This is a genomic window from Shewanella sp. FJAT-52076, assembly GCF_019457455.1.
GTDB classification, from domain to species: domain Bacteria; phylum Pseudomonadota; class Gammaproteobacteria; order Enterobacterales; family Shewanellaceae; genus Shewanella; species Shewanella zhangzhouensis.
On the sequence record NZ_CP080415.1, the window covers coordinates 4,007,871 to 4,027,573 of the forward strand.

At 55.5% G+C, this 19,703-nt stretch carries 20 protein-coding genes; 11 read left to right on the plus strand and 9 right to left on the minus strand.

The features are described from left to right. Nucleotides 1-31 precede the first annotated feature (31 nt). Nucleotides 32-772 (plus strand): hypothetical protein, encoded by a 741-nt coding sequence (locus K0H79_RS17710; protein WP_220076708.1) that lies wholly within the window; start codon nucleotides 32-34, stop codon nucleotides 770-772. A 5-nt stretch (nucleotides 773-777) separates the two neighbouring features. On the opposite strand, the gene K0H79_RS17715 is transcribed toward K0H79_RS17710, so the two are convergent. After that, entirely contained in the window at nucleotides 778-1,908 is a 1,131-nt protein-coding gene (locus K0H79_RS17715; protein ID WP_220076709.1) for an HD domain-containing phosphohydrolase, read from the minus strand. 162 nt (nucleotides 1,909-2,070) lie between these two features. Between K0H79_RS17715 and K0H79_RS17720 the strand changes: the two genes are divergently transcribed. Together K0H79_RS17720 and K0H79_RS17725 are read left to right on the plus strand one after the other, a co-directional pair. Beyond that, nucleotides 2,071-2,388, plus strand: a complete 318-nt coding sequence (locus K0H79_RS17720) for a rhodanese-like domain-containing protein (protein ID WP_220076710.1) — start codon at nucleotides 2,071-2,073, stop codon at nucleotides 2,386-2,388. A 3-nt stretch (nucleotides 2,389-2,391) separates the two neighbouring features. Then, complete coding sequence (locus K0H79_RS17725; protein WP_220065961.1) at nucleotides 2,392-2,598, plus strand: hypothetical protein; 207 nt, start codon at nucleotides 2,392-2,394, stop codon at nucleotides 2,596-2,598. Here K0H79_RS17725 and K0H79_RS17730 read toward each other — a convergent pair. The 5 genes from K0H79_RS17730 to K0H79_RS17750 all read right to left on the minus strand — a co-directional run bounded on the left by K0H79_RS17730 (nucleotide 2,595) and on the right by K0H79_RS17750 (nucleotide 6,252). Further along, nucleotides 2,595-3,185 carry an FMN-dependent NADH-azoreductase gene (locus K0H79_RS17730; protein ID WP_220076711.1) on the minus strand — a complete coding sequence of 197 codons (591 nt, stop codon included), beginning with the start codon at nucleotides 3,183-3,185 and terminating at the stop codon, nucleotides 2,595-2,597. The genes K0H79_RS17725 and K0H79_RS17730 overlap by 4 nt on opposite strands. A 162-nt stretch (nucleotides 3,186-3,347) precedes the next feature. Next, nucleotides 3,348-3,794: a thioesterase domain-containing protein gene (locus tag K0H79_RS17735; protein ID WP_220076712.1), complete on the minus strand. Its 447-nt coding sequence runs from the start codon at nucleotides 3,792-3,794 to the stop codon at nucleotides 3,348-3,350. A gap of 1 nt (nucleotide 3,795) precedes the next feature. Beyond that, nucleotides 3,796-4,233: a D-aminoacyl-tRNA deacylase gene (gene dtd / locus K0H79_RS17740; RefSeq protein WP_220065966.1), complete on the minus strand. Its 438-nt coding sequence runs from the start codon at nucleotides 4,231-4,233 to the stop codon at nucleotides 3,796-3,798. Nucleotides 4,234-4,304: 71 nt separating this feature from the next. Next, nucleotides 4,305-5,270 (minus strand): alpha/beta fold hydrolase, encoded by a 966-nt coding sequence (locus K0H79_RS17745; protein WP_220076713.1) that lies wholly within the window; start codon nucleotides 5,268-5,270, stop codon nucleotides 4,305-4,307. After that, a complete protein-coding gene (locus tag K0H79_RS17750) occupies nucleotides 5,257-6,252 on the minus strand; it encodes a virulence factor BrkB family protein (protein ID WP_408733357.1) in 996 nt (331 codons plus the stop codon). Before K0H79_RS17750 ends, K0H79_RS17745 begins: the two co-directional genes overlap by 14 nt. A gap of 71 nt (nucleotides 6,253-6,323) precedes the next feature. On the opposite strand from K0H79_RS17750, the gene K0H79_RS17755 reads away from it, so the two are divergent. Together K0H79_RS17755 and K0H79_RS17760 are read left to right on the plus strand one after the other, a co-directional pair. Next, the gene (locus tag K0H79_RS17755) at nucleotides 6,324-6,545 is read left to right on the plus strand and encodes a hypothetical protein (RefSeq protein ID WP_011761512.1); all 222 of its coding nucleotides are present in this window, start codon (nucleotides 6,324-6,326) and stop codon (nucleotides 6,543-6,545) included. A gap of 17 nt (nucleotides 6,546-6,562) precedes the next feature. Beyond that, nucleotides 6,563-7,216: a DUF2959 domain-containing protein gene (locus K0H79_RS17760; RefSeq protein ID WP_220065969.1), complete on the plus strand. Its 654-nt coding sequence runs from the start codon at nucleotides 6,563-6,565 to the stop codon at nucleotides 7,214-7,216. A gap of 62 nt (nucleotides 7,217-7,278) precedes the next feature. Here K0H79_RS17760 and K0H79_RS17765 read toward each other — a convergent pair whose 3' ends face one another. Then, a complete protein-coding gene (locus tag K0H79_RS17765) occupies nucleotides 7,279-8,172 on the minus strand; it encodes a hypothetical protein (protein ID WP_220076715.1) in 894 nt (297 codons plus the stop codon). Continuing rightward, a complete protein-coding gene (locus K0H79_RS17770; RefSeq protein WP_220076716.1) occupies nucleotides 8,169-9,518 on the minus strand; it encodes a diguanylate cyclase domain-containing protein in 1,350 nt (449 codons plus the stop codon). The genes K0H79_RS17765 and K0H79_RS17770 overlap by 4 nt, the downstream gene beginning before the upstream one ends. A gap of 202 nt (nucleotides 9,519-9,720) precedes the next feature. Here K0H79_RS17770 and K0H79_RS17775 point away from each other — a divergent pair, with 202 nt between their 5' ends. From K0H79_RS17775 to K0H79_RS17800, 6 genes are all read left to right on the plus strand, one after another. Beyond that, nucleotides 9,721-10,020, plus strand: a complete 300-nt coding sequence (locus K0H79_RS17775; protein ID WP_220076717.1) for a hypothetical protein — start codon at nucleotides 9,721-9,723, stop codon at nucleotides 10,018-10,020. Then, nucleotides 10,017-11,576 (plus strand): PepSY domain-containing protein, encoded by a 1,560-nt coding sequence (locus K0H79_RS17780; protein ID WP_220076718.1) that lies wholly within the window; start codon nucleotides 10,017-10,019, stop codon nucleotides 11,574-11,576. The genes K0H79_RS17775 and K0H79_RS17780 overlap by 4 nt, the downstream gene beginning before the upstream one ends. Beyond that, a complete protein-coding gene (locus K0H79_RS17785; protein ID WP_220076719.1) occupies nucleotides 11,573-11,902 on the plus strand; it encodes a DUF3325 domain-containing protein in 330 nt (109 codons plus the stop codon). Before K0H79_RS17780 ends, K0H79_RS17785 begins: the two co-directional genes overlap by 4 nt. A gap of 113 nt (nucleotides 11,903-12,015) precedes the next feature. Then, a complete protein-coding gene (locus tag K0H79_RS17790; protein ID WP_220076720.1) occupies nucleotides 12,016-14,091 on the plus strand; it encodes a TonB-dependent siderophore receptor in 2,076 nt (691 codons plus the stop codon). A gap of 4 nt (nucleotides 14,092-14,095) precedes the next feature. Further along, nucleotides 14,096-15,181, plus strand: coding sequence for a PepSY domain-containing protein (locus K0H79_RS17795; protein ID WP_220076721.1), 1,086 nt, complete (start codon nucleotides 14,096-14,098; stop codon nucleotides 15,179-15,181). Between the two features lie 233 nt (nucleotides 15,182-15,414). Beyond that, nucleotides 15,415-17,448, plus strand: coding sequence for a M20/M25/M40 family metallo-hydrolase (locus tag K0H79_RS17800; protein ID WP_220076722.1), 2,034 nt, complete (start codon nucleotides 15,415-15,417; stop codon nucleotides 17,446-17,448). 51 nt (nucleotides 17,449-17,499) lie between these two features. Here the strand turns inward: K0H79_RS17800 and typA are convergent, their stop codons facing one another. Beyond that, a complete protein-coding gene (gene typA, locus K0H79_RS17805; RefSeq protein WP_220065978.1) occupies nucleotides 17,500-19,314 on the minus strand; it encodes a translational GTPase TypA in 1,815 nt (604 codons plus the stop codon). Nucleotides 19,315-19,703: the final 389 nt, after the last annotated feature.

The window sequence follows — 19,703 nt, forward strand, 5'->3', positions numbered from 1 at the left end:
GCCAACTCCAAACAGGATGACAGGAGAACACATGAGAAAAGTTGCACTGGTTTTACTGCTGAGTATGGCCTGGTTACCACAGGCCATAGCGGCCAAGGAATACACCAAGGCGGAATACATCGAAATCTTCAAGGGCGACAACGAAGTTGCCCAACACAGGGCCATCGAGACTCTGGTTCTCACAGGGCTCGATGACCCCGAGATTTTTGACCAGGTAGAGCAGCGACTCATTGAAAGCCTGCCCTATGCCACCGACAGGGATGGTGTAGATGAAAGCGCCTGGCTGATGAAAGCCCTCGGCTACTCAGGAAACCCCAAATACCTGACAACCCTGAAAAATATTGAACAAGGCGATCATCACCGCAAGGTGCGCGGCTATGCCAAAAAATCGATTGTGGAATTGCAGTTATTTGAACTCTGGAATCCGGTGATCACCAACTCGGCCACCTTCACCGAAGGACAAAGCCAACGCACCAACATGCTGGCCAACGGCCTCAAGAGCAGCGATTTAGGACTCATGGCCAGATCGGTACGTTACATGGCCAACCAGAGGAATAACGAGCCATTTTTGATGGACATTATTGCAGCCGAGCTGGAAAACCCACGCTTGCTGACCCAGGACAATGAATCCCAGGATGTCTATGCCTGGTACGCCAAGGTGCTGGCGAGCAGCGGTGACGAAAAATACAAACCCCTGCTGAAAAAACTGACCCTGAGCCCCTTCAAAAAAGTCGCCAAGCACACCAAAAAAGCGCTGGCACAACATTACTGATCCCATCATGGCGCGTCGTTCAGGCGCGCCATGATGTCTTCTATTTCCGGGCGTGATGCCTTCAGCGCCGCCACGCAGCGCCCCTCCAATTTACCCGCCTCCACCATGCGATCCAGCTCTGTAAAACACGCCTCCAGCGGCCAGGCGGCTTTATAGGGGCGCTGGCAACTTAAGGCATCAAAGATATCGGCCACTGTGACGATTCTGGCTTCAATGGGAATCGCGTTGCTCTTTAGCCCTCGGGGATAACCGCTGCCATCGAGATACTCGTGGTGGCAGGCCACAATATTCAGCATGATCTGCGAGTCGGGTACATCGCTCAAACCAAAGTCACCCAAAATCTTGTGGATGATCTTCTCGCCCTTTTCTACGTGGGTTTGCATGAGCGACCGCTCGTCAGCATCCAGGCTACCGGCCTTAAGCAGTACCCGATCCGGGATGCCAATTTTGCCCACATCATGGAGCGGAGCAAACAGCGCAATATGCTCAATTTGCTCATCACTGAGCCCTTCCTCATTCGCTATAAATCGGGCAATCAACCTGGAATAAGCGGCCATTCTGTCTAAATGCGAGCCGGTTTCGAAGTCGCGTAAATCGGCAAAGTCGCGGGCAACCAGGGCCGAGGCCTGAATGATACGCACCGCGTTAAGCTCGCTGCTCAGAGTCATATTGACCAGATTGGCGTACAGCAACATGTCCCGCTGTTTTCGGGTATCAAAGGCTCCCAGCCGGGAAGAGTCAAAAAACAGAAAGCCGATAAAACGGCCATTGTCGTACAAAGGGATCGTAAAGGAGGACTGGTAACCCTGCTGCAACAGCCACACTGAGTGAGGGTTATCAGGTGCTACCGTCGCGTGAATATTGTGGATCACCCGACACTCAGCAGCACTGGCCAATTCACTCAGAGACAGGCTGTCTTTCAGACGATATTGATAGCCGTGAATAGCTTCGCCTCTGCGGGTACTGTTGATAAAGGTCTTCAGCAGATCGGTATGGGGATCGTAGAGTGCGCAGGCTATACGGTCGACCTCTGGGTAGGCCTCCAGCAGGCGGTCGTGGATACGTGTGAGGCGGTCACTGGCGTTACTTCCCTGCTGCCACCAAATGGCAGGAATAGCCACGGCAGAATTGAACATACGCCCATCCCTGTAGAGAACAAACTCAAAGAATAACTATAGGACATAGGCTATTGGACAGGCCTTATCAATGCCAAAAAAGAGCGCTCTGTCACGATAATTGCATTTCTCAGTTCATCAGATTACTCTTTATGAACTTTTTCTAATTGAATTGAGGTTAGCATGCTGCATTCAATGCTCGCCAGATTATCCGGCAGCGCTCAGCCCGCCGAATGCTGGCAACTGGTAAAACATGGCGCCACCCTGGTGGATGTCAGAAGTCCAGCCGAATTTGCCCAGGGCCATCTGCCCCAAGCACTCAACATTCCCCTGGATACGCTGGAAAATTGGCAATCGGCTCAAGCCGACAAGGCCGTGCCACTGGTGCTCTATTGCGGCGCCGGTATTCGCGCCCAGAAAGGATGCGATATCCTCAGAGCAAAGGGATTCAGTGCCGTCATCAATGGCGGCGCCATCAAGGATTTACTGGCGGGCGCTTAAGCCATGGCAACACAGACGCCCAAAAACCAAGCCCCCGGGTTTGCCTTCAGCACGGGGCGCAATGCCTCAAGAAAGGTACGCTACGTAGAGTACAGTGCGGCTGGGCAAGGCTGTCCCATGTGTCGTCCCATGTTGGCCGACGGCGATAAAAAAATGCCCCTCGAACAGGAGGGGCAAAAACAGGATGATGAGAAGGAAAGTCGGGATTAACCCACCAGCGCCAGCTGGTCACGGGCATCCTTGATGCCACGCTCTGCCGCTTCCGGCCCCATGTTCAGAGCTTCGGCGTACACGGTATCCACTTCTGTGATACCGATAAAGCCGAGTACGGTTTTCAGATAAGGCACCACGTGGTCACTGCCGGAACCCTTGTGTACACCACCACGGGTCGTGATCAACATGGCCTGTTTTCCCTGAACAAGCCCCTGCGGACCTTCGGCTGTGTAGGTAAAGGTCACGCCGGCGCGGGCAACCAAATCTATCCAGTTTTTCAGCTGGGTGGGAATACTGAAGTTGTACATGGGGGCCGCGACCACCAGTTGATCGTGCGCTTTAAGCTCATCAATCAAGGCATCGGACAGCGCCAGCGCTTCTTGCTGACGGGGGCTTAAGCTCTCACCGCCACGCAGACCAAACGCAATTTCACCATCCAGTACCGGCAGTGGCTGGGCAGCCAAATCGCGCACTGTCACTGTATCGCCACTCGCACGGCGGGCAGCAACCCATTCATCAATCAAGCGGCCAGACTGGGAAAAATCACCAAGAATGCTGGACTTGAGCACTAATACCTTTGACATAAGACCTCCAAGAAACTGTGAATATCCCCACTGGGGTAACTTGATGGTTGCAGTGTATTAGCCCACAAAATTGAAAAAAAGCAGATTAAATCAGATATTCCTTTCTAAAAAATAGAAAAGCCAGTCACAGACTGGCTTGGATGGTATACCGGGTAGACAGGCTCAGTGGCCAGGTAGGCTGACGTAAAGCCCGCTGAAGCTGGCACACAGGGTTTCGCCGCAGATAAGCTCGACTGTCAGCGATTGCTTCACCCGCTTACCGCCAGCCAGCGCACTGAGATCCCCGCCCGGCCATCGCACACGCGCCAGTGGTGCCGAGGTCACAGGGGCATGGTAGCGAATATTGGCGTCGGCCAGCACTATGCTGCCCTCCACAACCGCTTCGCGCTGCTTAAGCCACAGCATACCCCAGCCCGTCAGGGTCATCAGGGTATAGATGCTGCCGGCGAACATGGTGTGGTGCAGATTGATGTTGGGCTCGAGGGGGGCACTGACTTCAAATTGGATGCCATCGTATCTGCGCGGACAGATTTGCATAAATGCACTCAGGGGAATAGTGCTGTGCCAGGTGTCTGCCAGCTCCTGCAGCAAGATCTGTTCTGGTGTCATGCTACACCTGCAAATGAAAGGTTACGGGCCCGTCGTTCAGCAGCTCCACCTTCATGTCGGCGGCAAACCGGCCGGTTTGGGTGGGCACACCCTGCGCCCGGCAATGGGCCACAAACTCTTCATACAGGCGCTCGGCTTGCTCTGGCGTGCCTGCGCCAGAGAAACTGGGGCGCAGACCTCTGCCGGTATCGGCAGCCAGAGTAAATTGCGACACCACCAGCAAAGCCCCTCCCACCTGGGAGACATTGAGATTCATCTTGCCGTTTTCGTCGGAAAACACGCGGTAGTTCATTACCTTGTGCGCCAATTTCTCCAGCTTGGTGCGGTCGTCCTGCTGCTCAACCCCCAGCAGTACCAGCAGCCCCTGCTCGATGGCGCCGGTGATTTCACCGTCCACGGTGACGCTGGCACGGCTGACCCTTTGTATCAATGCAATCACAGATTATTCCTTGCCTGATGGAAAACCCGGCGATTGTGCCATAGCCGCACCCTGAATCCCATCCACAGGCTTCAGCAGTGTTTATGCCACACCGACAGCATCCAGTTTCCGGCAGCGCACACCGCCTTGTGCATGCGACCATCGGCAAGGGAGTGATAACCACCGACCACGGTAAGTAGCTCAAAATCCTGCCCCAGTCGTGCGCCAAGGGGCCCATAGTGCTGTGCTATATCGGCAGGGCACACCCAATCACATTCCCCCTGGAGGATGCGGGTATGGGCACGGATGTTGGGCAATGCCGCCACAAAGGCGGTTTCTGCGTCGAAATAGCCACTTCGGGCATAGTGTAATTCAATGAGTGCCAGCACCCGGGAGCGCCAGTCGATAGGGCCAAGCAAATGATTACCGGGATAGGCCAGTGCCAGCTCCCAGTCCAGCCAGCGGCGGAATGCACGCTCAGACACGGCCTGGTTGGCATGCGCAAACCCCTTACTGAAATATTCAAACAGCAATGACAGCCACCCCTTTACCGGGATCCCGGCACTGAAGCTGTTGTATTCATCAGGAAACAGTCGGGCGGCACCCGCCGGGCCGTATAGCCAGGCCATACCCTCACTGGAAGGGATAAACAGCCCCCAGTAGCTCTGGGCGATAACGCGGTCGGGATGGCGGCCACTGTAGATAACTCCGAGCGTGGCACCGAATGAGCCTCCAGCGAGACACCAATGTTCGATACCCAGGGTTTCCCGCACCACTTCCATATCGGCCAGCAGTTGGGTCAGGCCATTGTGGTCCAATCCGCCACGGGGACGGGATAAACCGGCACCACGTTGATCAAGCAGCAAGATGCGCCAGTGGCGACCATCGAACAGCAGGGCATCATCACTGCTGCAACCGGCACCGGGCCCCCCGTGGAGATACAAAAGTGGTATGCCATCGGGATTGCCATACTCCGCCAAATGCAGGCTGTGGCCATCACCAACGGCAATCCACTTGCTGCTGATGAGCGGCGGCGGAGCCTGTTCAACCCGGGTCATTGTCGGTTTTGGGTTTGGTGACTGATGAAGAAGAGGGATTTTCCTCTGGCGATGACAAAGCTTCATCCGATGGGGCATCCTGGCTGCCTTGGGTGTCGTCATCGTCGACGCCATCGTCATAGTCCAGGTATTCAGGCAAGGCCGCAGCAATAACACCGCCAAAGAGCACTATAGTCCAGGAGAGATACACCCAGACAAAGAGGATGGGAATGGTCGCCAGAGTCCCGTAAATGGCCTCATAACTCGGAAAGGTAGTGACGTAGAGGGCAAAACCCCGCTTGCCGGCCTCGAACAACAAGGCGGCCACCAGGGCGCCGAGCAGCGCGTGGAGGAATTTCACCTTCTGATTGGGCACCGCCATATACAGCAGCAAAAACGCGGCAACGGAAAACATCAGCGGCAGCTTTTCTATCAGCATGGGCACCACCCCATACACATCAGCCTCGCTGAGTACTTTCAGGGACACCAGATAAGACGTTACGGCAATGCTGGCCCCCATCAACACGGGCCCCAGAGTCAGCACCATCCAGTACATGGAAAAGGCCACCATAAAACGGCGCTTTTCTTTGGTGCGCCAAATGGCATTGAGAGACTTATCGATGGCCGAAATCAGCATGATGGCCACTACCACCAAAAAGCCAATCCCCACGGCCGTGCCCTTGGAGGCGTTTTTCACAAATTCGTTGATATAGGTTTGCACCGTGTCACCGGCGGCGGGGATCATGTTTTCATACACGAAGGTTTCTATGGTGCCACGAATGCCCTGAAACACCGGGAATGCCGATAATACCGACATGGTCACGGCCACCATGGGCACCAGCGACAAGAGGGTGACATAGGTAAGGTGCCCTGCGCGCACATTAATTTGGTCTTCTTTCAGGCGAGAGACAAGATGGAGCACAAATCGCCAAACCCCCAGAAAAAAGCTCTGTATCAGGCTCACATCTATCTTATTTTTCACTGGTTTTCTCTTGCCGCTCATCACAGGTACGGTTTATGTTCGTACAATAAAACGTACAATACCTGCTTTACAAGTGTTAAAGGAGCGATTCAATGTCACAACAAGGATCGGCGGGCAACGTCCTCGCCGCAGGGGTTAACCTCTTTTTTCCCGGCCTTGGCCAATTGCTTCAGGGACGTATCATGGCGGCCCTGTTGTTCTTTGTTATCACCGTCGGCGGCTATGCGCTCTGGTGGTTGATAGTGCCGGCCATCATAGGGGGCATTGCCCATCTGTGGTCCATCATAGATGCCGCCCGCTTTAAAGCAGACTGATGACAGGAAGCCAAGCAATGAAACAATTTCTCTCGCTGGCGCTGCTTGGCAGTGCTTTATTACTCGGTGGTTGCCAGAGTGCTTACTATGGCGCCATGGAAAAGGTTGGCTATCACAAGCGCGACATCATGGTTGACCGGGTGAAAGACGCCAAAGAGTCTCAGGAAGAAGCCCAGCAACAGTTCAGTTCTGCGTTGGAAGAAATGCAGGCCCTGCTGAACCACGATGGCGGCGACCTGGAAAAGGCCTACAACAAGGCCAAAGACGAATATGAGGCGGCCCAGAGCGCCGCAGACGAGGTATCAAACCGCATCGACAAGGTTGAGGATGTAGCCGAAGCCCTGTTTGATGAATGGCAGGCGGAAATAGCCGAGATCAGCAAGGCCAGCCTGCGCTCAAAAAGCCAGACCAAGCTGAAAGAAACCCGTCGTAACTATGAGTCGCTGATGCGCAGCATGCGTCGCGCTGAAAGTAAGATGCCACCCATACTGACATCAATGAAAGACAACATGCTGTACCTCAAGCACAACCTCAATGCCCAGACCATTGGTGCCATCAAGGGAGAATTTACCAGCTTGAAGACAGACATTACCGGACTCATCAAGGAGATGAATCGCTCCATCGCCGAGTCCAATAAATTTATCGCCGCCATGGAAGCCGCTGGCCAGTAAGTTTATCGCCGCCATGGAAGGCAAAAAGCCCCCGTGAGGGGGCTTTTTTGTGACCGTGCGGTTCACGGCTCGAGATGGGCTATCACTTCATCCTGCAGCTTCATCACCTCAGCCGGCATCGCCGATTCGGGCAGCAGGGGATTATCGAGGGTCAGCAGCTTACGTCGATGCAGCTGTGCCTGCTTCAGTGCTATCCTGTGGGGGGCAAAGCCGTAAAAGAGCTGGTCAAAACTGCCATCTGCCATGGCGGCTTTCAAGCCGTACTCCAACCGCTGCGCCAATAAGGTATCCTGTTTGGCGACGAAGAAATACATTACCGCGGGATAACGTATCAGCAGGTGTTCTTCTCCCGCCAACTCACTGAAATTACGGCTTTCGGTTTCTGAATACAGCTCGGTTACCGCCCTGGGGAAAAGGTAGCCCGGGTGGCGGCGGGTGAACTCGTACATGTCGCCTTCAGATACGTCCGTCGAGACTTCCAGCCGGTTGAGTCTGAGGATTTGCGTATCTGGCCAATCGCGCCCCTGAAGAAAGGTGAAGGGCGCGAAATCGCCCAGGCCCTGAACCCCGGCAAGCGTCGCCAGATCATGCTCATTGGCAGCCAGTAACCTGAGCCCGTAGACCCCCTTCATCAGCGGGACGCGTACCGGCAGCGCATCCAGTTCACGGCGATAATTGGTCATGGTCCAGAACACATTGATAACGCCGTTATTCAGCTCCCTGAAATGGCGCCGCTGTGAGATGTCGATATCGAGCGGTGCCAGTTGATAAGGGCCATATTTCGCTTTGGATTTCTCCAGCGCCAGTTGCAATAGCTGGCCAAAATAGGCGTTGTTCGGATTGCGTTTCATGACACTGGCATCCACATAACGCACCGTCAGTGGCTCGGTGGCGGCACTGGGCCAGCTCAGCGTCAACAATAATGCAGCAAGGAATAGCCTTGGCAGCTTCATCATCTTTCCCCTTTGATGCGCTGCTTGTCTTCGTACATGGCCTTGTCGGCAACATGCAGCAACTCTGTAATATCCTGTCCATCCTCAGGATACCGGGCGGCGCCCATGCTGATACTGATATTGAGGGTGATGTCCACCATGTGCAGCGGCTGCTCACAGGCTGCATGGCGCACCTTCATCAGCACCTGGCTGATATCGGCGGCCGAAGTCAGCCGCGGTAGTATCAGCAAGAACTCATCACCTCCCAATCGGGCCACCATATCGCTGTTTCGCAGCCCGGACTGCATCCGTGTGGCCACCGCCTTTAACATGGCATCGCCGGCGGCATGACCAAAATTGTCGTTTACCTGTTTGAAGTAATTGAGATCCACATTCACCACGGTAAAACGGCCATTGGGGGTTTGGATCAGCTTATTGAGCAGCGACATGGCAAACCGTCTGTTTGGCAGCCCTGTGAGCGCATCCTGCAATGACACCTGACGGGCCATGCGGTAGGCATTGGACACCATCAGAAAACTCAGGAAGAGAAACAGAGCCACTCCGTAACCGATAAGACGCACTGCATTGGTAGCCCCCCAGGACCTCAGCTCTGCAGGCTCGGCCAGCGCAATCTCCCAGTTGGCACCCAGTAAATGCACCTGAGCTACAGCCCGGGCATTGTCAAAGTCACCGTTTTGCCCCACGAAAACGGGGCCACGCGTGTTGGGATACTGCAACGTGCGAATGCCCAGCGTCATGCCATCAGTCAGTTCGGCGTCCCGGATGCTGTTTATCAGGCGGTCGAGGTCTATCACTATGCTGCACACGCCCCAATATTGGGTATTGGTAGGGGGATCGGCAAACACTGGCGCCCTGGCAACCAAGCCAATGCCTCCCTGGATAAGGGAAATAGGGCCATCGAGGGTGATCTGTCGGGACATTCTGGCCTCCAGCACCGCAGGCATCTGCGCCGGGGTTTCCCGAAAATCCAACCCCATTACCGACTCGTTACCGGCAAGGGGATACACCAGCGCCACCACATCGTTGGGGGCAATGCTGATGCTGCGAATATACTCGCCCTTGTCGGCCAGTTGGCCTGCGAGCAGATTCCATTTGCTGAAGGGTACATCGGGATTGAAACTCAAAATGGTTGCAAGACTGTCTGCCAACAAAATGTCAGCATTCACTTTGGCTTCGATGTTGGCCCGGATAAGGGACAACTTTTGCGAAAACCACTGTTGTTGTTCAGCCAGATAATCCCTTAAGTAACTGCGGTGTAAATATTCCACCGTTAACAATGATAAGAGCCAGTACACAATGGCGAACGCCACAATCCAGAGTTGGGTACGGGCTAAGTGGGCACTCTGCATAAACCACTTTTCAAGAGAAAGGATTAATCTAAAGCATATCTGTACATCAGCAACTTGAGAAACCCCAAGCTGTATAAAGTGCGAACCGGTTTTGCCACCCCAGCCCCAAACAATTTACATTGTAAATTTTAATTGCGAATGTTTATCATTTAACTGCAATCTTTTAGGATCGGCTTCTTTTCTGTCTTTCTCTGGGGTCACCATGTCAATCCTGTCTGCCGGCACCCGCAAATTAATGGGTCGCAGCCTGTTGGCGATGTTGGGTGGTTATGGTCTCGCGGCCATGTTTGCCGCATGCCTGCCATTGTGGCTCCCCCGAATAAGTGCCATGTCCCGCGCCGACGCTGCCTTGATTGGCATGATGCTGTCGTTTTTGATCTTCGCCCTGTGGATACTCTTCGCCTATGCCGCCCGCAGCGGCACCAAGGCACTGATGCTGCACCTGCTGTTAAGTGCGCCTCTCTTGCTGAGTCTGATGTTTCTGGAGGCTCCGGCACCATGAAAGAGACCTTTTTTCGCACCATGACCTGGTTGCACACCTGGGCCGGTTTGCTGGTGTGCTGGGTGTTACTGCTGGTCTTTTTTGCCGGTACCCTGAGCTTCTTCCGCCACGAGTTAAGCCTCTATGCCACACCCGAACTGCACAGCCAGGTGCTGGGCAGCGGTATGAACCAGAGCCTCGAGCAAAATCTGCGGCAGGGGCAGGCTTTTTTATCTGCCCGGGTGCCAGATGCCCCGGATTGGTATATCGCCGTACCCCAGGAGCGCCAACCTTATCTGGCATTCCAATGGTCTGAACGGCGGGAAAACCAACGCCCGCTCATCCACTCACAGCCAATAACCCGCAGTGGTGAACTGGCAGATGAGCCACGCCACACCAAGGGCGGCGACTTTTTTTACCGACTGCATTTCGATCTGTACTACATGTCGGCGCTGACGGCCCGTTATCTGGTGGGTATCTGCACCATGTTTATGCTTATCGCCCTGATTACCGGGGTTGTTATACATAAGCGCATCTTCAAAGATTTCTTCAGCTTCCGTCCCCGCAAGGGCAGTCGCTCCTGGCTTGACGCCCACAATATCAGCGCCGTCATGGCCTTGCCGTTTCATCTCACCATCACCTATACCGGGCTTATCACCCTGATGCTGATGTATATGCCCTGGGCCACCCTCAGCGTATGGAACGGTGACACCAAAGCTATGCGTCAGGAACTGTCCCCCAGATTCGATCAACAAAAAGCCAGTGGTCAGCCACAGGAAACCCTGGACCTGACCCTGCTGTTGCCCCAGGTAAGCCAGCTGTGGGGCGAATCCGCCGCCATCAAGAACGTTCGGGTTCAACACCCCGGTGACACCAACGCCCGCATCTTTTTCACCCGGGATACCGGCCGGGACATTACCGACGAGCGGGTACAACTGGTATTCGACGGTGTAACAGGCAAACTGCTCAATCCCGGCGCAAACCACGCCAGCGGCAGTCAGCAGCTGCACGATACCCTGATGGCACTGCACACCGCTCGTTTCGTCGGTTGGCCGCTGCGAATACTGGGCTTTGTGATGGGATTGATGGGCTGCGCCATGATAGCCAGCGGCTGCCTGCTCTGGGCCACCAAGCTCAGGGAAAAGCGCAGAAATACCTGGGGTCTGAAGCTGGTCGAGGGGCTAAACCTGAGCGCGATTATCGGTCTGCCACTGGGCACTGTACTGTTTTTCTATGCCAACCGTTTGCTTCCGGCGCACAGCGCCGGCAGGGCTGAAGACGAGGTGCTGGCGTTTTTCCTTGGCTTGCTGTTGTGTGGCTTGACGGCGATATGGCGCCGGGATGCTGCCGTATGGCGTGCCCTCCTTGGAATAACGGCACTGCTGGCGCTGCTGATGCCGGTGCTGAACACACTGACATCACCACAGGGGCTGGTGGGTAACCTGCTCAGCGGCCAATGGGTACTGGTGTCGGCCGACCTGCTCTTTATTGTGCTCGGCATGACCTGCCTCTTTGCACGGCGTAAGTTCATCGTGCCCGCCCGGGAAACATTGCCGGCGAGGGAGCGTACCGCATGATGGCACTGGCGCTGTTTTTACTGTGTTTTGGCAGCTTCAGCTTGCTGGCTGCCTCCCAGTTTGGCCACCACAGAGCGATTTTCGGCATACCACCATCGGATGCCAGGGCAAGAAGGCTGCAAGGGGCAGGCCTTGGCGTGCTGGCGTTGGGAATGGCCTTGGCCATCGCTCTGGATGGCGGCTATGGGCTGATTCTACTGATTACCCTGATGGCGCCCGCGGCAATGGGGCAGAGTGTACTGCTTAACCTCAAACCCCGGGCACTCAGGCTCTCCGGTTGGCTCATACCTGCCGCACTCTTACTGCTGGTTATTGCCGCTTACTGAGAGCTGAAAAGGATCTGTGTCTCACTATTTGAGCATACACTCAATAATTAATGATAATTATTTTTATTTAGTTTAGTATCTTTGCGAATTTACCACGCGAGGATACTCAAATCATGTCCAGCTCCAGCCTCTTCAGATTAACCGGGCTGTCTGTGGCACTGATGTCAGCCATGGCTGCCCATGGTCAGGACTCTTCTGACATCAGTATCGAAAGGATGATCGTCACCACTAAAGCCACTGCACCTTCTACCACCAAGGGCGACTTCAGCTTGCTGAAGGCGCCGCAGAACATTCAGATCCTGTCCAAAAATTTCCTTGATGATCAGGGTGTCGTGCATTTGGAAGACGCGCTGAAGAACGTGGCCGGGATCCAGCCGGGTGGTTACTATCAGGGTTACGACTACTTCCGTATCCGGGGTTTCGATGCCTCGCAAAACATCTATCTCGACGGCCTGCGCCTGAATGACAATGGTCTGGGTGCCAATGTGGAGCAGTCGAATCTCGAAACCCTCGAGGTGATGAAAGGGCCTTCCTCCACCCTTTATGGTGCAGGTGCCATCTCGGGTATGGTTAACCTGGTAACCAAGCGGCCAACCCAAACCGACATGGGCAGCATCAGCTTGCAGGGTGGCAATCTGGGCTACCGGGAGCTGGATGCCGACATCAACCGCGTACTGAGCGACGATGGCGACATCTTCGGCCGTGTTGGTCTGGCATACCGCGAAGCGGCCAACAGCGTGGACCATATTGACGGACAAAATCGCTTCTTTATCGCACCGTCGCTCACCTTTAATCTGGGTGAAGATGCCGCGCTGACCCTGCTCACCAGCTACACAAAAGACGATAACCAGCTGGGCATGCCACTGCCTGCCATGGGGACGGTGCTGCAGTCGCCACTGGGTGAGCTGAATAAGGACCTCTTTTACGGCAACATCAAAGATCCCGGCGCCATCAAAGACGAAACCTATCGTTTGGGTTACGAGCTGCGCTGGGACCTGACCGACAGCTTGCAGCTGCGCCAGAATGTGCGTTTTCAGGATGCCTCAAGCGACTGGCACAATCTCTACTATCCCAGCAGTTACAATGCCGACACCGGCGATTTGAACCTGTACAAATTCAGCTATCGCACCCAGTGGAAAACCTGGGCACTGGACACAGGACTCAATGGCCGCTTTATGCTGGGCGAGACCGAGCACCTGTTTACCGCAGGGGTGGATATTTTTATATCGGATCTCTACACCAGCGGCGCCCTGGGCAGTGATTTCCCCACCATCAATCTCTACCGGCCCGATTACAGTGTCTTCCCCGATACCGAGGTCAATCAGTTTGGCCCCGAAAACAAGGTAGAGAATCGCATTCTGGGCCTGTACGCCCAGGATCAAATCAATCTGGGAGACCACTGGAGCGTTACACTGGGCGCCCGTTTCGATCGCTACAAGCAAGCCTATGTGGATGACTACGAAACCAAACTGAGCCCCAGAGCCGGTGTCAGCTACGCTTTCAACGACGATTGGGTAGCCTTTGCCAGCTATTCTGAAGCCTTTACCCCCCAGTCCTATGTGGACAGCAACGGCAAGGTTCTCGATCCGGAAGAAGGCCAGCAGTGGGAACTGGGCCTTAAGAGCCGCGCCTTTGACGGTGACCTGAACGCCACTGTGTCTCTCTATGAGCTGACCAAAAAGAACATTGCACTGGCCAATGTGGATGCCGGTGGCAACTTTACCTATTCGGCATCCGGCGAGCTGCAAAGCCGTGGCATAGAGCTGGATTTGCAGTGGCTGCTGACACAGGATCTGCAGCTGATTGGCCACGGCGCATACACCCATGCCGTCGATACCGAGCACGACAAATGGGTCGCCAATGTGCCCCGTTATGCTGTGGGTGGTTGGCTCAAGTACAACCTGGATGACATGCTCGAGGGTCTGAGCGTGGCTGCCGGTGTCAATCACTACGGCAAGCAGCAAGGCAACGTACAGGCAGTGCTGACCGACAGCAGTGAAGGCGACTTTTACCTGCCGTCCTACACCCTGGTTGACCTGAACCTGACCTACAGCTGGGACCAGTACGATCTGCGCTTTATCGTCAACAACCTGACCGATGAAGACTACTTCTCCGGCTCAGACAGCCTGCTGCGGGTACTGCCGGGCAGCGGCCGTGAAGTGAAACTCAGCTTCACCGCGAACTGGTAATCCCATGCGCAGACTACTGTGGAAATGGCACGGATTGGCGGGGCTGATTGCCGCCCTGCCGCTCTTTGTTATCGCACTGACGGGCAGTTTGCTGGTGTTTAAAGCAGAGCTCGACAGTCTGTTGATGCCAGAAGTGGTTAACGCCAGCGCCGGGACGCGCCTGCCGATGAATCAATTGGTGGCCAGTGCCAATCAGCAGCTGTCTGGCAGTGAGATCCTTGGATGGCAATTTGGCCAGACTGGTGAAGCGGATACCCTGTTTGTGGCCGCCATGGGCACCTACGATTGGCAAAAGCTGTGGCTCGACCCCGCCAGCGGCTCGCTCCTGACGCCGCCGGTGTCCCTCACCTGGGCCATCACCGACTGGCTGCTGGATCTGCACTACATGTTGTTGCTGGATCATGCCGGTTTGTTGATTGCCGGTGTCATGGCACTGCTGTTTTTGTTCCTCGGCATTTCCGGCATAGTGCTGCACCGGCAGTTTTGGCGAACCTTCTTCACCCTGCGCTGGCATAAGGGACTGCGCCTGTTGCTGAGCGACACCCACAAGATGCTGGGCATTGTGGGGGCACCGATATTCCTGGTGCTCGGTTTTACCGGCGCCTGGTGGAATCTGGAGCACTTCTATGAGGAAGAGCTCTCGGGCCACGACGACAGCCAGTACATCATCAGCCAAAACTACTACAGTCCGGCGCTGGATTTTGATGCGCTGCTGGCCGATACCCGCCGCCAACTGCCCGCGTTCGTGCCAACGTATCTGCGTTTGCCCGACGCCAGTTATCCCGGAGTGCATTTCTTTGGCTATCGTGAAAATGGTGGTGTGCTGCGAAGCCGCTTCGGCTCAATTATCAGCTACAACGATCAATCGGGGGCACACACCAGCACCCTGGATGTGGCCGGGGCACCGGCGCTGTATCAGTTCACCGACAGTTTCAGACCACTGCATTATGGTGATTTCGGTGGCCTCACAACCCGCATTCTCTGGTGCATTATCGGCTTCTTTCCCTGCCTGATGGCACTCTCCGGATTCTGGATGTGGCGCCAGCGCAGCGGGCGCAAAGCGCCGAGGCGCACGCCGGTAACTGCATAAAAAACACCTTTCCAAAAGACACCATCCGGTGTCTTTTTCTTTTTTACTCAGCACGTTAATAGAACGCCATTCTAACCACAGTTACTAGTGCTGTGGCGAAAAATCATCGCTTCGCCTTATGTGGCCCTGCCCGCCCTCCCGGCACACTTGTCTGGCGCACAGACCGCCTGTGGCACCAGCAATGGATTGTCGGTCACGCTCTCATATAACAACATCAAAAAAGGAACTGACCCATGAAAACGAAAAAACGGCTGCTGAGTATGGCACTCTTGCTGTGTCCCCTCGGTGCCATGGCGGATGAGCTGTGGATTATGACCGACAAGGACGCCGGAAACAGTCTGCAAAGCCTGCTGCAAAGGCATAACCTCCAGCCTCAGCTGCGGGAAAGCCATGGCAAACTCATCACCCGCCTCAACGAAGATAAGCTGCTGGAATTAAGCGCCCTGATGCACAAAGAGCACAATCGCTGCGGCGGTTTCAGCGTGCATGCCACCGAGGCCGATGCGCTGGCGGCCAGTCTGGTGCCAGTGAGCCAGGCCGCGTTCAGTTTCCCCGGCGAGCCCAATCAGGCGGCGCGGGTTGCCGACATTCTGCCGCGGCTGATGGCAAGCAATATCAAGGATACAGTCACCAGCCTGGAGGCATTCACCAACCGCTACTACACCACCAGCCACGGTGAAAACGCCGCCCACTGGGTGAAAGACAACTGGGCTGCACTGGCCGCGGGCCAGAGCTGGGCCAATGCCGCCGTGTATGACCATGCCGACTGGCGTCAGGACTCGGTCGTCCTCACCCTCACCGGCAGCGAAGCCCCGGATGAGATTGTCGTTCTTGGCGGCCACCTCGACTCCATCAATGGCTACACCACAGAAACCACCCGCGCTCCCGGCGCTGACGACAATGCCTCGGGCATGGCCACCATCACCGAGGTGATCCGCGCCTTTATGAGCCAGGGGCAGCCCAGGCGCACCATCAAGTTTATCGGCTATGCCGCCGAGGAAGAGGGTCTGCGTGGCAGCGCCGAAATTGCTGCCGAGGCCCGCAGTCAGGGGCAAAATGTAGTAGCGGTTATGCAGCTGGATATGACCGGCTTTAACGGCAGCAACGAAGACATAGTGCTGATGCAGGACTACACAGATGCGGGCCTGAATCAGTTTCTTATCAAGCTGATGGATACCTACCATACCGAAATAAGCTACGGCGTGGATGTGTGCGGCTATGGCTGCTCGGATCATGCCTCTTGGCACAATCAGGGCTACCCGGCTGCCATGCCATTTGAGTCACGCTTCAACGACTACAACCCCCATATCCACACCGCCCAGGATACCCTGGACAAGCTCGACCCCACCATGGAACATGCACTCAACTTTGCCAAGCTGGCCTCGAGCTATCTGGTAGAGCTGGGCTTTAACACAGGTGGCACAGGCCCCGAAACCGGCGAGCTTGAGAATGGCGTGGCCCTCACCGGGCTCAGCGCCGCCAGGGATGCCCAGAGCTATTTCACCCTGGCGGTACCGGCCAATGCCGAGAACCTGCGCTTTGTCACCAGCGCCAACAATGGCGATGCCGACATGTACGTGAAATTCGGCGCGCCGCCGTCGACCTCAGATTTTGACTGCCGCTCCTGGAACAACGGCAGTAATGAGAGCTGCGACCTGGCTCAGGCCACCGAAGGCAACTGGCATGTGATGCTCAAAGCCTACAGCGCTTACTCGGATTTAAGCCTCACCGGCAGCTTTGATGTGTCGACCCCAGCCCCCAATCAGCCACCGGTGTCAAACTTCAGCGCCAGCTTCACTGGAGCCACCGGCCAGTTCGTGTCCAGCGCCAGCGACAGTGACGGCCAGTTGGTGAGCTGGCAGTGGAACTTCGGCGATGGTAGCACCGGCAACGGCGCGAACACCAGCCACAGCTACGCCCAGTCGGGCAATTACACAGTCACCCTGACCGTGACCGATGATGACGGTGCCAGCGCCAGCAGCAGTCAAAGCTTCGATGTGACTGTGCCTGAGCCTCCCCAGGGCGAAATTGAGCTCGCGGTCACCAAGGCCACCAAGTCGCGTCTTGGCAGTGTCTATGTGGCGCTCAGTTGGGACACTGGTTCGGGCAACTACCGGGTGCTGCGCGATGGCGTGGAAATTGGCACAACCAGCCGCACCGGCTATACGGACAGATTCAAGGTCGGCAAAAATGAGCCGGTCTCGGTCAGCTATCAGGTCTGCGACAACAGCAATGCCTGCTCCCAAATGGTGCAGGTAAATCTGTAAAAACAAAAACCCCCGGCTTGCCGGGGGTTTTCTTTGGTCCGTTATCAGGGATTAGCCCTGACGGCTGGCACGCTTACGGTCGTTCTCAGTCAGGAACTTCTTACGTACGCGGATGCTCTGTGGAGTCACTTCTACCAGCTCGTCATCATCGATGAACTCCAGCGCCTGCTCCAGGGTCATCTGGATGTGCGGAGTCAGCACCTGAGCTTCGTCGGTACCAGAGGCACGCATGTTGGTCAGCTGCTTGCCCTTGAGGCAGTTTACGGTCAGGTCGTTTGAACGGCTGTGGATACCGATCACCTGGCCTTCGTAAACTTCAGCGGCGTGGCCAATCATCAGACGACCACGGTCCTGCAGACCGAACAGGGCGAAGGTCAGTGCCTTACCGGTAGCGTTGGAGATCAGTACACCGTTGTTGCGCTGACCGATGTCGCCACCCTTGTATGGACCGTAGTGGTCGAAGGTGTGGTAGAGCAGACCGGTACCAGAGGTCGCAGTCATAAACTCGGTCTGGAAGCCAATCAGGCCACGGCTTGGGATAACGAAGTCGATACGTACACGACCCTTGCCGTCCAGCTGCATGTCTTTCATGTCAGCCTTACGGGTACCCAGCTTTTCAATCACAGTGCCCTGATGATCTTCTTCCACGTCAACGGTCAGCTGCTCGTATGGCTCGCACTTCTCACCGTCGATTTCCTTGATGATTACTTCTGGACGGGATACCGCCAGCTCGTAACCTTCACGGCGCATGTTTTCGATCAGAATAGACAGGTGCAGTTCACCACGGCCAGACACGCGGAAACGGTCAGGGCTGTCGGTCTCTTCTACACGCAGGGCCACGTTGTGAACCAGTTCCTGTTGCAGACGCTCAAGGATGTTACGTGAAGTCACGTACTTACCTTCTTTACCGGCAAACGGAGAGGTGTTTACCTGGAAGGTCATGGTCAGGGTTGGCTCGTCTACAGACAGCGGAGGCAGAGCCTCAACGTTGCCTACGGCACAGATGGTGTCAGAAATCTTCAGCTCGCCCAGACCTGTGATAGCAACGATGTCACCGGCGTTGGCGCTGGTGACTTCGTGACGCTCCAGGCCCATGTAACCCAGTACCTGTCCGATTTTACCGTTACGGGTCTTGCCGTCAGCACCTACCACAGTGACCTGTTGGTTGGTCTTTACGCTGCCGCGCTTGATACGGCCTACACCGATAACACCCACGTAGCTGTTGTAGTCCAGCTGAGAGATCTGCATCTGGAAGGCGCCTTCGGCGTCGGCATCCGGAGGAGATACTTTTTCAACGATGGTCTGGAACAGCGGAGTCATGTCTTCGCTTGGCTCATCGGGATCCAGAGTGGCAAAGCCGTTCAGGGCCGAGGCGTAAACGATAGGGAAGTCCAGCTGTTCGTCGGTGGCACCCAGGTTGTCGAACAGGTCAAATACCTGATCTATTACCCAATCAGGACGGGCGCCCGGACGGTCAACTTTGTTGATAACCACGATAGGCTTGAGGCCCTGGGCGAATGCCTTCTTGGTTACGAAACGGGTCTGTGGCATTGGGCCGTCAACGGCATCAACCAGCAGAAGTACAGAGTCCACCATAGACAGTACACGCTCAACCTCACCACCGAAGTCGGCGTGGCCGGGTGTGTCTACGATGTTAATACGGTAGTCATTCCACTTGATGGCAGTGTTCTTCGCCAGAATGGTGATGCCACGCTCTTTTTCCAGGTCATTGGAGTCCATCACGCGCTCGGTGGCTTCGCCACGGCTTTCCAGGGTGCCGGACTGGGAGAGCAGCTTGTCAACCAGGGTGGTTTTACCATGGTCAACGTGGGCAATAATGGCGATGTTACGCAAATTTTCTAACACGGTTAGCCTCTTACCATCTTGTTTCAGTGTGCGATGTTCCTATGTGGGCGCGCCCAGGAACGGCCGGATTTGTTGCCGGCGGGGGTGGGAATATGACGTTTTTCTGAACTATTCCCCAGCCCCTTGCGTTAAAAAGCGTGCCATTCTACTCTAGCAGCGTCCTCACGGACAGGATTATTTTTTGGCCGTTTGGGAGAGCCAGGCCTTGCCCGACTGCACCTTTATCATGCACAGCCACAGTGCGCGCACCAACATTGTGCGCGACATGCTCCATTTTGGTGCAAACCCTGTCCATTCTGGTCACCAGCTAAACACCATTTCTCTTATAATCAGCAAGTTATCATCTTGGCACGTTACTGGCTTTATCTGTGCCAAGTTTCGGTGCAGCC